The following is a 13,943-nucleotide window of genomic DNA, read 5'->3' on the forward strand; positions in this document are numbered from 1 at the left end:
CCCAGTGCCCGGCCCCTGCCAACCGGCAGGGGCCAGAAGCGGCGCATCTCTGCTCGTGCGTACCACGCCTCACCCCGCACCGGAGACCCATCCATGTACCTCGATCAGCTCCGTCTGCAAGGATTCCGCTCAGCCGCCGACACCACAGTCTCCTTCCAGCCCGACGTCACGGTCATCGTCGGCGAGAACAACGCCGGCAAGTCCAACGTGATGGATGCCATCCGCTTGCTGACGCCTCCCCTCGACGGCAAGGGCAGCGGTCTCTACCCGGACCGCGACGATCTCCACCGGGACGGTTGCCCCGAAGACGGGCATGCTGAAGGGTGCCGCAACACCATCGAGTTGTCCGCCCGGTATAGATCACGATCACCCGGCGATCTGGACATGTTCAGTCAAGCCTTCGAGCGGGACGGAGAAACGGCGAGCTACCACCTCACTATCACTCCCCCGCCGGAGGGCTTCCGGCGCGCCACCCTGTCGTGGCGGGCAGGTGAGGGTGCGACCGCCGACCTCGACCCCGAGCCCAGAGCCCGGGAGGGGATCCGTCACCTGTACTTGCCCCCGCTGCGGGATGCCCAGCGCGAACTTGCATCCAGCAGCGGTGGTCGCATCCAGCTTGTCGTCGAGAGACTGCTCAAGGACGAGGCGGACCGCAAGGAATTCCTCCGCCAGGTCGGCAAGCAGTTCGAGGAGGTCGGCAAGATCTCGCCGCTGCCCGATGCCCTGGACTCCGTCGGCAACCGTCTCGCCCGGCTCACTGAGGGAGCTCTACCTCAGTCGGTCGACCTGGGGTTCGCCGACGCCTCCGTCAGTTCCATCGCACGGGGGTTGCGACTGCGCATGGAGCAAGCCGGACTCGACCCCCGCGACCTGGCCGAATCAGGGCTCGGCTACGCGAACTTGCTGTTCATGGCCACAGTGCTGACGCAGCTCCAAGATGCGGCGGAAGCCGACCTCACCCTTCTCCTGGTCGAAGAACCGGAAGCACACCTGCATCCGCAACTCCAGTCCATCCTCCTCAACTACCTCGTGGAGGAAGCCCAGGAGAGCAGGCGTCAAGCGGACTCCAAGAGCCCGTGGCGCGGCCAGATCCAGGTGATTGTCACCACGCATTCACCGCACGTCGCCACCGCGGTCGCGCCCAAGAATCTCGTTGTACTTCAGCGCAGGCCAAAGCGTCCCGGTGCTGCTGCCGTCGAAGGGTCTACACGTAGCACCTCGTACGAAACCACCGCCGTCGCGGTCGACAGGTTGTCGCTGGGCAAGGACGACCACATCAAGCTCCGTAGCTATCTCACCGCCACGCGCAACACATTCCTGTTCGGACAGCGCGTTCTCCTCGTCGAAGGTCTGGCCGAAGCCCTGCTCCTTCCTGAGTTCGCACGACTCACACTCAGCCGGGAACGGCTTCAACGGTTCCTCGGCACCGCGCTCGTTCCGATCGACGGCGTTGACTTCATGCCGTACATCCGCACCCTCTTGACCGTCGACAGCGCGAGTCAGTTCCGGATAGCCCGACGCGTCGCTGTAATCACTGACGGTGATGCCGGGACAGGAGCCGCGAAGGCCGCAGAAAAGCGCATCTCGGAGCTCGAACAGATCATTTCCGCGACGGCCTCCGACAACCTGGCCCGTGTCTTCCGTAACGAGTTCACGCTGGAGCCGGAACTCCTGCGCGCGGGCGGCCCCAACCGCGAGATCGTCCTGGATGCCTGGAAGCGGCAGAAGCCGATCGCTTGGGAAGATCACTGGAAGGCAGTGGGTGCCGGCTCGCCTGCCCAGCAGGCCAAGGCCCTGGCCGAGTTGATCAACGGGCGGAAACTGATCCGCAAGGGCGACCTCGCCCAGGACATTCTGGCAGTGGCTGCTGAGCGGCCGCGCGAGGCCACCCCGATGGCGGTGCCCCAGTACCTGAAGGACGCTCTCTTGTGGGTCACCGAGGAGGTGTCATGACCCCTCGTGATCCCAGCACCGCCGCCGACACCATCGCCGTTCTGCGCGCTGAAGCCGGCGCTGCTCAACGCGCACTGGTGAACATGGAAACCAGCCCCGGTCGCATCGTCCGCGCCGAGGCGTGCCCTGGCGCAGGAAAGACCCGTACCATCGTCGAACGCCATCTGGCCTGCCCGGCGGGGCCGCGTCAGGGCCGGGCGCTGGTCTCCTTCACCAAGGTCGCGGGACGCGAGATCAGGAAGCGGTGTGTTGATGAAGGGCGCCCTGAGCTTGCCCAGTTCCCCCACTTCATAGGCACTTTCGACGCGTTCATCTGGCGGCATCTTCTCCGCCCGTACCTGCTGCCCAAGCCCGGCAAAATATGGCAGCGCTTGGAGGAGTGGAGCGACCACCCGCAGGCTCGTAGGGACGGCGCCTCCCTGGACGACTTCAGCTTCTCGTACGGCGGAGGCGTCGTCCGCATCTCGGACCCGCATCCGATCATCCGCCGGCTCCCACACCGGTTTCGGCGCGACGAGGAGGGGCGACAGAAGCTGACGGTGTGGGCGGCGTCTGCGATGCAGCGCCTGTGGAGTCAGGGCTATCTGTCGGGGGACCAGCTGCGCGACATGGCACTTCACCTCCTGTCCGATACCGAGCGTCGCAAGCGCATCGCGAGGGTACTGCTCACCCGCTTCCGTGAAGTCGTCATTGATGAGTCCCAGGACTGCTCCGAAGAGGACTTGCGGATCGTCGACATGCTGTGTGGGCTCGACATACCCCTGCTGCTTGTCGGCGACCCGGACCAAAGCATCTACGGCTTCAGGAACGTGGTCTCACTCACGACTGCCGTACCCGAGACGCGCAGCAATGCGGCACCAGATCACCGGTTGACGCATAACTGGCGTAGCACCCAGGTTATTTGCGACCTCGCGCACACGTTGCGCACTACCAACGCTCCCTGCGACACCGCAGTAGGCCCCTATCACGCCGAGACGACACCGATCTTGCTCCTTCCCACCACCGGGCGGAAGGATGGCGAGTGGTTGGGGGACTTCGGTGCGGCGGCAGAGCAACTCGCCGTCCCCCAAAGCCAACGTCTCGTGGTCGCACACGGTAACTCGACACTACCCAAAGGCCTTACCGGAACACGAGTTCCCCCCTCGGACCAGCTGGGCCGACTCATTTGGGCTACAGCCGTCCTACGTTCACCAGGTGCGTCGACCAGGCACCAGGAACGCGCCCACAAAGTGCTGCGCGAAGCCGTTCTGCGGCACTGGTACGGCCAACCCAACACCCCTGAGCCTGTCAACCTTGCTCATCAAGGACTCAGTCCACTGGAACTGCACGTAGCCGAGCAGTCAGTCCTTCGCGCCCTACCTTCGCTGGACATGCCTGCAGCCGAGTGGAGTCGGGCGGCACACAGTGTCCTCACGGCAAAGGCCGGCCTGCTCGGTCTCGTGCCCCAGGTGCAGCGCGCCTATCCCTGCAAGAAGCATGGCAAAGCAGCATGGCAGATCGTGGGTTTCGGAGCGCCCTCGTCTCCCGACGTCTCCGTCGGGCGGGCCAGTACCGTTCATGGAGTGAAAGGCGATCAGGCAGACGCGGTGCTGGTCGTCATCCCAGCTGCCACCCTGGAGGACAGCCGTTCGACAGACCTCGTCAAAGCCTGGGCGGAAGGCCCTGCCCGCATGATGCCCGGAGAGATCGGCGAGGCCCTACGGGTTCTATACGTAGCCGCGACACGCGCCCGTCGTCTCCTCGCGTTTGCGCTGGAAGACGACCCCCTGGCGATGATTGCGACGTTCCTCGCCAGGCGAGGCGTCCCGTTCCGCGCCCTCCGTGAGCCTCAGCAAGAGCAGCTGAGACTGAGCGGCTAACTAACCCACCACCCCGTCACCAGGAGCCCAGTGCCGTACGCAGAGAAAGAAGACACGCGCAAGGTCCAGACCGCAGTCATCGGCCGGGCCGAGTCGGACTGGCCGGTGTTCCTGCCGTACGACCATGATGACTTCGACCGGTTCATGCGGGGTCGCACGCGCGACGACTTCTATTGCGGCGTCCTGCTCGGCGGCTGCGGCAAGAGGCTGTCCCCGAAGCGGTACACGGACAAGAAGTGCCACTTCGCGCACCGACCGCCCGTGCACTGCCGCCGCACGGAGATCGGTGAGGACAGCGCCGATCACCTCTACATCGGGCGGGCCGTCACCGACTGGCTGAAGCAGCAGGGGCAGCAGGCGGTGCAGCCCGTCTACAAGCCCAAGGGGCACCAGGTCCGCGATGTCGTCGACGTGTCGTACGAGGCTGGACACCGGCTCATACGCGTCCAGCTCGCCCGGAGGTCGAAGCGGGAGTGGGAGGAGGCCGACGCGGAGCTTCGAGTCCGGCACTCGGAACTCGACTGGTTCTTCGGGCCTGACAGTCTCCTGGCCAACTGGCAAGTCGAGCGGCAGGGGTACGCCCTTCGTGTGCAGTGCCGATCACTCGGGGCGATCCGAACCGTGGAAATCGGCACCCAGTTCCCGGACAGACCCGTGGAGTGGACCTCATTCTCGGAGTGCACGCTCGCCCCCGAAGGTATCGTCACCCCGAGTCTCATGCACACACCGAGTGGCATCGTTCCGCGCCATGCGGCCCCCGCGGAACCCGCCCCTCCCCCGTCCAGCCTGCCGCTCACCTCGACCTCCGTCCTCATCAGCGACGCCGCGCTGTCTCACGCCACCGACACCCACCGCTGGTTCGATGTCTCCATACGCGTCAACGCCCGCCTGTCGCTCCCCGCCCGTGCGGATTCGCCCGACGTTCACCGCACGTACCTGCCCATGGACGCCACTCTCTCCCTCGACAGCGATGGCACATGGCTGATCGAGGCCGGCGCACTGCAGCGCGTCCAGACCGACGCTGCCGACCGGCCCACGGACAGCGCCGGGCCGTCCGCCGACACGCATACTCCGTCGCCCGAGGAGCAGTCGCTTCCTCCTGACGCCGACCTCGTCGCCTCCTTCCGCAGAACGCTGGAGAACGCCGCGCGGAGCAAGAACGTCGTTACGCTGGCAACCCTGTGCAAGGGAGCGTCGCTCCACGGCCACGCACTCCCCGTGGACCGGTGGCGGGAGCTCCTCCTCCGGGTCGAACAGCCCCGGACACCGGGCAAGCCCGTTCTGTCAGCCCTCATCAAGGGGCGAGACGGCGGCCCAGCCCCGTTCTTCAAAGAGGTACTGCACGCACTCGGTTGGACGAAGAGGTTCTCCAACACCGAGTTGCTCGACATCTGGAACCGCGAGCGTGGCCGCGTCCACGCGGCCTACAGCAGAAGCAGCCAGGCGAACCCGTCGTCCCTTCCCCAGCAGGAAGCCCACCGCAAGCCACCGGGCCGTGTCAGAGGGAAGCGGTCCGATTCCGCCGCCGCCCGACGCCGCGCCGCCTTCGACGCTCTGCTTGACGTGGCTCACGAAGCACGGCATGCCGGTGACCTCGATACCTTCGAACAGAACCTGTTCCTGGCAGAACGGGCAGCGCCGTCGACGGATGCCCACGAGACCGTGCGGGAACACACTGACTGGCTGATAGACCAGCGCGCCGACGAGTTGTATGAGACCTGGGAGCGCCTGGCAGCGCTCATTGACACAATCAACCGCGACGGAGACGACCTCTATCCGGACCAGTTGCGCCGCGCCCTCCGGAGTGCCGAGGAACTCGCTGAAGAGGTCGGAGACGATCTGGCGGCGGAGGAACGTGGCGACATCGCGCGCTGGCAGCGGCACCTGGAACGGATGACCGAGCGCCTCACGCTGTCGCAGATACGCGGCCATGCCATCGCCGTCCGCGTCGCGCTGCGGCAGGCCGCGCGCGAAGGGCGTACGACGACATGGGGCGAACTGGCCCTGCGGATCGGGGCTCCCCTCTCAGCCCTCGACCCGGACGACAAGATCGCCGTATTGGTCGAGGTAGACCGTGAGACACCGGACGACAGGCCCCCGCTTTCCGCACTGGTCACCGCGCACGGAGGCGACCGGCCGCATCCGCTCTACCAGCAGATCCTTTTCAATCTGGACCGGATCGCTCCCCCACCCGAGGCCCTGTTCATGCACTGGCGCATGGCACTGCGTCGTCACTCAGAACTACGGTGAAGCCTGACCGAACCGCCGTCGTGGTCCCCCCGGAAGCGCCGCTATCACGCGCGCCGCTTCGCTCAGGCGTCCGCCACGAACCCCATGCACCGCGACCACTCCTCACGCCCGACGACGAAGTCGGGGCGCGTCACGTCCTTGGAGTCCCTTGCATGGACGACCTGTTCGTCGATCGCGACCTCCACGCAGTCATCGCTCTGGCTGACGCTGTAGTGAGCGCGCCTGCGCCTACGCAGGCAGCGCAGGGAACACGACCACCGAGCCGTCCTGGTCACGGGCGATCTCGATCGCCACGTCCGTCGTACGGCCATTGACCGTGACGCCGTCGCCCAGCCTGTGAATCCGGTGTGCCGCGCTCATGAGGCGATCGACTTCACCGGTCGTGAAGACGGGTCGCAATCCGTTCGGGCGTGCGAGCTCCAGTGCCGACAGGCGTACCAGCACACCAGCGATGCTCGACTCCAGTTCGTCGAGGCGCTGCTGATCGCGCTTGAGTTCGCGGGTGAAGTTCTCGAACGGATTGCCGGGCTCGCTTTGGGCGTGCTCGACGGCCTGGAGGACGACGACCCGTCGCATCAGCGCGACGGCCAGGGAAGCGAGTTCGAGGTGCGTGCGAAACGTGCCACCGTCGTCGTCGATGCCAGGGAACGACTTGGTCAGCGTGCCGAGTTCGACGGCCTCACCCTCGGGGAGTCTGTCGAGCGCGCTCTGCCATCGGGCGAGGCGGATGTCGGCTTTGCTTAGCGCCGTGTCGATGGTGTGCACCGCCGAGTCGAGCCCCAGCGAGACACCGAGCTTGCCCTGATCGAGCAGGATGGCCGTTGCCTTGTCGATGGCGGCACGGCAGCCGTTGAGTCCACTGTGCTCGTCGTCGAGCTTGTCCTCCTGAAGTTGCTCCAGCAGTTCCGTAATGTGCTCGATGGCCCGCTGGCGCTTGCTGTCGGCGTGCGCGCTCACCCCCACCGCCACGGCCATGAGCACGAGCGGCGCAGCCACGGTGAGCGCCGCGCCCCCGGCGGCCGCGGCGCCGGCCGTCGCACCGGCCCCACCGACCGCACCGGCTGCCGCAGCCTTGCCCACCGGCACGAACGTCGCCGGCTCGACAAAGCGCCCCGCCGAGTTCACGAGTGAACCGTAGATGCCACCTGCCGCGGCCTTCGACGGCAGAGAGCGGACGATGCCCTGCCCGAACTGGGCGGCGACCTTGGCCGGGACCACCATGCGATACAGGTTCTCGCCCGAAACGGTCGCTCTGGCCGTCGTAAGGGAGCTGCGCGCCGATTGCGTGATGAGCTGCGACAGGCTCTGCGCCAGAGGGCTCGCTGCGTCGAGTGGGAAGCCACGGCCACGGTCGATCTTGTCGGGCAGCGGATGCACCTCAAGGGTGACGATCGGGTTGTCGGCCAGGGCGGCCAGCACTCCGCGCAGTTCGGCCAGGCGCTCAGCCGTCATCACCTCGCCTGCGGTCATCACCCCCGGCACTTGCACGTCAGCGGTCGCCAGCGTCAGCACCGGCACGGTCTTCTTACGGTCGTCAGTCATCGTCTCCCCCTTGTTCCCGGCAGTGGCTCAGGTCTGACATCGAACGCGAACGGCACGTGGCTGCGCTCCTCGGATCGCAGCGCCCTGGCGTCGCACGGCGCGCACCGGACCACTCCGGAACCGCGTCGGCTCCCTCGCGTGCCCGCAGCCAAAATGATCCCATCACAACATCCGCACCCATCCATCCAGCCCCTCCAGGTGCCGCGGCAACCTGCTGCCCTGCCAGCCCAGCACCAGCCGCTGACGCGCACGGGTGATCATGACGTAGTAGGCCATGCGGAGGGCCGCCGACGTGGAGTCGATGCCTGAGTCGGACTCCGCGTCGGCGATGACGACGGTGTCGAAGTCGAGCCCCTTGGCACTGGCACGGTGGACGAGGACGACACCGGGGCGGGCGAGGTCGAGGTCGCGGTAGCGTCCGGAGGAGGCCGCCGAGCTGTAGAGCTGGGGTTCGTGGGCGAGGCCGGACCGCTCCAGGCGGCGCATCAGGTCTGACGCCGTGCGCAATGAGTTGACGATGACGCCGATGCGGTCCCGCGGGTGCCGGGCCGCCAGGGTGGTGATGTCGTCGGCGAGGTCCTTGATGCCCGAGTAGTGACGGACTGAGGGCAGGGCTCCGCTGCGGAAGGGGACGTCGGGACGGGTGCCGCCGGTGCGGAAGTGCTCGGCGAGGGAAGCGATCTCGCGGGTGTTGCGGTGGTTGCCGAAGATCTCGACGTGTCCGGTGGAGCGGCCAAGGGCCTCGGCGATCTCGGTGAGGGTGGAGTTCGTCTCGGTGAGGCGCTGACACTCGTCGGCGAAGACCGTCACGGAGGCGGCGGCAAGACGGGCCATTCGGTAGAAGCCCGGCGGCAGGTCCTGGCCCTCGTCGACGACGAGGTGGGGTGTGGCGGCATCGTGTTCGCCGACAGCGCCGGCGGCCTGGTGTGTGAGAGCCGGCCAGTCGAACCAGCTGTCCTCTGTCCGCGGTGCGTCACGGCCGAAGCGGCTGTAGACCCAGAGGTGGGCGGTGGATGCCTCGACAGGTGCGCCGGGGACCGCGAGACCCGCGAGGGTGTCGCGCAGGAGCTGGCGCAACAAGTTGGAGCGCGAGATCAGGAAGGTGGGGCGGCCGGTGAGGGCGAGGTGGACGGCACGGTGCGCGGCGAGCAGGCTCTTGCCGCTGCCGGGCGGGCCGCTGACGACGTGGTTGCCGGTCAGCGGCAGCGCGTCCAGGCAGTCGCGCTGGGCGGGGGTGAGGTCGGGGTGCAAGACGGGGGTTTTCGCGATGGTCATGGGTGTCATCCCAGGGCGGTGGCGGCCGCTTGTTCGCGGCTTGCGGTGAGGACGTCGGTGAAGTAGCCGGGGACGCGGGCGGAGCCGACGACCAGGGCGCGGTCGAGGAGGGTGTTGCCGGTCTGGCAGCTGGTCTCGGGCAGCAGGGTGCAGGCATGGCAGGCAGCACGGTTGAGGTTGCCGAAGCCCTGGCCAGTGTGCTCGGCGCACAGCGGGTCGGCGGAGCACCAGGCAGCCGCCTCCAGCATCCGGATGAGCGTCTCGGCGAAGTGCGGCGCTTCGCCCTGCCGGACCAGACCGCCGAGGGTGCCTTCCGCGTCACCGGCGGCCGTGTAAATCAGCAGTCCGCGCTGGCCGTACTCGGGGCGGCCGTACACGCGCTCGCGCAGGCTGGCGGTGGTGTAGCCGGAGTCGAAGGACAGCTGGCGGATGAGCAGGTGGGCGACGGTGTGCAGGAGCAGGAAGCGGGGCGAGAGTTCGCTGCCGGTCGTCTCGGCAAGTTGTTCCTCGCGGAACGACGCGTCGAGGTCCGTACGGATTTCGTGGACGTGGGCCTGCACGCGGGGGTCGCTCTCCCAGACGGTCAGGCGCTGTTCGTCGAGGGTGAGGACGATGCCCTCGCCGTAGACCTCGGTCGCGGGGAGCCAGCGCAGGCGGCCGCTGGTGTCGGCGGGAACGAGGGTGCCGCCCGGCGAGTGGCGGCGGAATCCAGTCAGGGCACGGACCTCGCGGAGGCGGTCCACGAGGACGACGCCGTCGATGTGCGCGTCGAGAGTGGCCCAGGGCTCCTCCTTCTCGCCGTCGAGGCCGAGTCCGCCGCGACGAATCGCGAACTCCTTGGTGGGCTCCGGGAGCCGGATCGCATCGAAGGCGGACCACTCGTCGCGACTCAGGTCGATCTTTCCGGACTTTCCAGGCTCCGGCTGGTCTGCAGGCAGTGGTGCGGGAGCGCCCGTGGCCGCCGCGACAAGCTGATCGATGAGGCTGCCGGGGGCTTCGGTGTCCTCCTTGATCATGCCGCGGAAGGTGTCGGCCCTGGGCGTGCCGAGGGCTTCGAGCAGGATCGGCCAGTAGCCGTGGCCCAGGACGGCCTCCGCCATGTCCTGCTCCGCACGCGGGGCTTCGGCGGTCTGAGGGATGTCGAGGGCCGAGTAGACGACCGGGTAGTAGACGTTGCCGGCGGTGCGCTGCACGATGTGCACCTGCTGGCCGCAGGAAGCCCGCGCGTCCCAGTGCTGCCAGGGGTTGCGGCCCGAGCAGTGTCCGCCCTGGGGGCCAAGCACGTCGAGCAGGTCACGTTCGGCGCCGCACGGCTTGCCGCCCAGCCCGGTCGCTCCACAGCGCACTGAGAGCGCTTCGAGTCCGGAGGCGCGATCGGCGACGCGGAAGCTGAGCCGACGTGCCTTCCAGGCCTGCTTCGACTCGGAGCACGAGTCCCGCAGTTCGGGAGCGAGCTTGGAGTGGGCCCAGTACCACCAGTCGACGTCGTCGAGGTGTCCGTCCGGGCAGATGCGGACGAACCGCATCGGAGTGAGGCGGGGTGCGGCGGCGCAGGAGGTGCAGACGGGCGGCTCGCCGGGCTTCTCGTTCTCGCGCAGGAAACGGACCATGGCCCGGCAGGAGCCGCAGAACAGCCAGCCGGGGAAGCGCACATAGGGAACGCCTGGGCGGTCGGGCTTGTCGTAGCGGTCGTTGAGGGTGTGGGGCGCGGCAAAGAAACCCATCACGCCGAGGCGGGCGGCGAGCCTTTCGGAGGGGACGGGGGTCTTCAGTCCCGGCCAGTTCTCGATGCCGGTGGCGACGAACGACTCGCCCTGGACGTCGAGTACCGCGCCCACGCCGAACGGCAGCACGGTCTGTGCCTGGCGGACCCGGAGTTTGCGCTTCACTTTCCTGCTCCCGTCACGGTGATCTGGCACTCGCGGTCGACGCTGCGCATGGAGTTGAGGGTCTCCCACAGGCCGTAACGCTGCTCGAAGGCCTTGAGCAGGTTGTGCTGGCCCTTGCCCTGGCTGCGGTAGTAGAGGTCCTTGCCCTCGGCGGCGGCGGTGTCGGCCTGCCGGTACCAGTCGTCCAGGAGGTAGCCGAGTTCCGCTCGCACGTCGGCGCGTACGACTTCGGCGTGGGCTCCCGTGGCGCCGCGCTCGGCGGTCGCGGCACGCTCGGCGAGGGCGTCGGCGATCCGCCCTGCCCCTTCCTTGTGGTCGGTGATCCGTCCGGCCCGATTCTCGGCGGCCAGGCCGAGCCGGTGGCGGACCAGGATGACGAGCGCGGCGTGCAGGGCGCGGCGGCGTGCGGGCACAGACCAGGGCGTGATGCTGGCTGGTTCGACGTAGCGGTAGAGCGCCCGGTGGTAGTCCATGAAGGTCTCGTAGTGGGACCGGTCGCGCGGGCGGGTCGCGTTGAAGTAGGTGACGACGAGTCCGGGCACGTGGTGGCGGCCGACGCGGCTGCTGGCCTGGATGTACTCGGCGGTGGTCTTGGGCTGGCCCTGCATGAGCATGTACGCGAGCCGCTTCACGTCGACGCCGACGGAGAGCATGTTGGTGCACGGGAGGAACGACACCGACCGGGGGTCCGTCCAGGGCTTTTCAAGGCGGTCGAGGAGGATGGGCTGATCGGCGCGCTTCACGCTGCTGTCGAGTTGTTGTACCTGCTCGCCGACCAGCTCGCGCGTGCCCGCACCCTCGTCGAGGCCGCGGAGCTGGGCGGGGATGTCGTCGCCGGCCGCGGTGACGGTACGGCCGAGTTCGCGCAGGCTGTGGTGGTAGGCGACGAGCGTCCAGTAGTCGTCGCGGTGTTCCTCGGGGAGCTGGTGGACGCCCTGGAGCATGGCCGCCGTGGTGCCGACGGCTCCGCGGCCCGCGGTGTGACCCTGAGCCATGACGCCGAGGTAGAGGCGGCCGGGGCGGCCGGTGTCGGGGACGGCGAAGAAGCTGTCGCGGGCATCGAGCCCGGACGGCGGGAAGAGCTGGACGTCCTGGTGGTGCAGGGCTCGGACCTGTTCGGCGGAGCGCCGGATGGTGGCCGTGGCGGCGACGATCTTGGGCGGGCGGCCGTCCGGGCCGGTGCACAGCTCCAGGACGGCCGCCTCGTAGAGGCCGACCGTGGTGCCGAGCGGCCCGGTGAGCAGGTGCAGCTCGTCCTGGATGATCAGGGACGGGGGCCGGTTGCCGGTGCCGGCGCCGAAGAGGCTGCCGGAGTCGGGCTCCCAGGCGAGCCGGGCGAACTTGTCGACGGTGCCCAGGACGAAGGTGGGCGGATCCTCGTAGAGGTGCTGGTCAACGACGGCAACGGGCAGGACGTCGTGGAAGGCGCACTCGTCACGCGTGCAGTAGAAGGTGAACTCGTCCGTTTCGGCGCGGACTCCGTAGTCGGAGCGGACGCTGGACCGGGTCGGCGGCAGGATGCGGGTGCCGCACCACGGGCAGCGGTCGAGAATGAAGACGTCCTCGGGGTGGCTGGCCTCGCGCTGCTCGTCGAAGGCGTCCTTGGCCGCCTGAAACTTGTTCGGGGTGGTGGTGTCGCCGACCCACAGGCCGATGGTAATGGGCTCGCCACCGAGGCCGAGTCCGGGTTCGGTGCGGCGAAGGTGTTCCAGAGCACAGATCGTGGTGGCGGCGCGCTGGAACTGCTGGGTGGTGAGCAGACTGAGGGTGTAGCGGCTGAGCACGGTGGTCCCGCCGCCTTCGCCGCGGATCCGGCGCAGGGCGATGGTGAAGGCGGCCAGGAGCAGATACGCCTCGGTCTTGCCACCACCGGTGGGGAACCAGATCAGGTCGGTGGTCTCGCGGTCGCGGTGTCCACGGTCGGCGACGCCGTCGAGGGCGAGGAGGAAGAAGGCGAGCTGGAAGGGGCGCCAGGTGGCCTTGGGGTCGACAGGCGGGTCGAGGGCCACGGTGTCCGCGCGGTGGCGCCGCTGACCGGCCTGGTCGGGGGCGGAGTGCCGCATCTGCAGCAGCATGGCGCGCTGGGCGATGCGGAAGGCGTCGAGGAGTTCGGGGCGGTCGGGGTCGCACAGGGTGCGCACGCCGGCCTCGATGCGGGTGACCGCTTGGCGGACCCGGTCGAGGATCCGCTCCGCGGCTTCCCGGCCCCATGGCGGCACCTCGACGGAACGCTGGCCCACGTACCAGGCGTGGTACGCGGCGGCGAACTCGGCAAGCTCCTCGCGGAGTTGGTCCCTGCCGACGGCCGGGTCGGCCAGGTGGGAGATGGTGAGCGCGGGGGCGTCGAGCGGGCCGCCGGCCCGGATGGCGGGTACCTCGGCGCGTGGCAGGGCTTCGGAGGCGAGGCGTTCGACACCGCCGTCCTCGCCGTGGTCTTCGCGGACGGCGCAGCCGTGGCCGACGGCATGGGTGACGACGTGCCGGTACTGGAGGCGCAGTTCGCGTTCCTCGGGATCGCGGCTGGCGAGCCGGACGCTGGGATAGGGCAGCACGGCGCCATCGGCGGGGCGGACGCTGAGCCGGCACTGGAACAGCATGTCGTCCCAGTCCGGCGCCTTGTCGTCGGCAGGGTCGTGGTGTTTTTCGTTGACCAGGGCCACGGTGATGAGGGTGCCCGCGCCGTAGGAGCGGCGGGTCAGCTGGATCTTCGCGCGGCCGTCGAAGACAGGCACCTCCTCCCGGTCGGGGCCGATCGTGTGTGTCTCGGACCTGAGGGGGATGCGCTGCCAGCGCCGCCCGCGCCCGGGTTCGTTCCGCTGCGTCTCGTAGCGGGCGGCGGCGCAGCTCACCTCGATGTCCACGGCATCGGTGTAGAAGCTGATGCCGAGGGACGCAGGCAGCCAGCTATTGGTCTCGGGTACGGGGTCGGGGGCCGGGTCCACGTCGGGGGCGTCCTGCTCGGCACCAGGTGCCTCGGGGGCGTCGGCGGCGAGGTCGAGCCGGCGCTGACGATCCGCCTGTTGCGGGTAGAGCGTGCCCATCAGGTACTGCCGGTCCGGCGGTGCGTCGAGTACCTCGTCGTCACCGCCGGCGGGGCCGACGAGCTGGCGGGTGAGGTAATCGACCAGCTCCTGGCGCGGGTCCATCTGCGGGTTCCTTCGATCGAGTGGGGGCG

8 protein-coding genes are annotated in these 13,943 nt (G+C 68.5%); 3 read left to right on the top strand and 5 right to left on the bottom strand.

All coding sequences use genetic code 11. The features are described 5' to 3' along the window. Window positions 1-93 precede the first annotated feature (93 nt). Genes IF43_RS0107010 through IF43_RS37830 form a run of 3 tightly spaced genes read left to right on the top strand, consistent with a single transcriptional unit; the run spans window position 94 to window position 6,062 of the window. Window positions 94-1,953 (top strand): ATP-dependent endonuclease, encoded by a 1,860-nt coding sequence (locus IF43_RS0107010; RefSeq protein ID WP_051794820.1) that lies wholly within the window; start codon window positions 94-96, stop codon window positions 1,951-1,953. Continuing rightward, window positions 1,950-3,812: a UvrD-helicase domain-containing protein gene (locus IF43_RS0107015; protein ID WP_030195507.1), complete on the top strand. Its 1,863-nt coding sequence runs from the start codon at window positions 1,950-1,952 to the stop codon at window positions 3,810-3,812. The genes IF43_RS0107010 and IF43_RS0107015 overlap by 4 nt, the downstream gene beginning before the upstream one ends. Before the next feature lie 30 nt (window positions 3,813-3,842). Continuing rightward, a complete protein-coding gene (locus IF43_RS37830) occupies window positions 3,843-6,062 on the top strand; it encodes a competence protein CoiA family protein (RefSeq protein WP_030195508.1) in 2,220 nt (739 codons plus the stop codon). Window positions 6,063-6,124: 62 nt separating this feature from the next. On the opposite strand, the gene IF43_RS36145 is transcribed toward IF43_RS37830, so the two are convergent. From IF43_RS36145 to IF43_RS0107045, 5 genes are all read right to left on the bottom strand, one after another. Beyond that, entirely contained in the window at window positions 6,125-6,307 is a 183-nt protein-coding gene (locus tag IF43_RS36145; protein ID WP_037887580.1) for a DUF397 domain-containing protein, read from the bottom strand. Further along, on the bottom strand, window positions 6,291-7,604 hold the full coding sequence (locus IF43_RS0107030) for a hypothetical protein (protein ID WP_030195509.1): 1,314 nt from the start codon (window positions 7,602-7,604) through the stop codon (window positions 6,291-6,293). The genes IF43_RS36145 and IF43_RS0107030 overlap by 17 nt, the downstream gene beginning before the upstream one ends. Window positions 7,605-7,766: 162 nt before the next feature. Next, a complete protein-coding gene (locus tag IF43_RS0107035) occupies window positions 7,767-8,879 on the bottom strand; it encodes a hypothetical protein (RefSeq protein WP_030195510.1) in 1,113 nt (370 codons plus the stop codon). Between the two features lie 5 nt (window positions 8,880-8,884). Next, entirely contained in the window at window positions 8,885-10,768 is a 1,884-nt protein-coding gene (drmB, locus tag IF43_RS0107040) for a DUF1998 domain-containing protein (RefSeq protein WP_030195511.1), read from the bottom strand. Next, window positions 10,765-13,914: a helicase-related protein gene (locus tag IF43_RS0107045; RefSeq protein ID WP_030195512.1), complete on the bottom strand. Its 3,150-nt coding sequence runs from the start codon at window positions 13,912-13,914 to the stop codon at window positions 10,765-10,767. Before IF43_RS0107045 ends, drmB begins: the two co-directional genes overlap by 4 nt. Window positions 13,915-13,943 lie beyond the last annotated feature (29 nt).

It is taken from the genome of Streptomyces sp. NRRL S-87 (assembly GCF_000719335.1).
GTDB lineage: Bacteria > Actinomycetota > Actinomycetes > Streptomycetales > Streptomycetaceae > Streptomyces.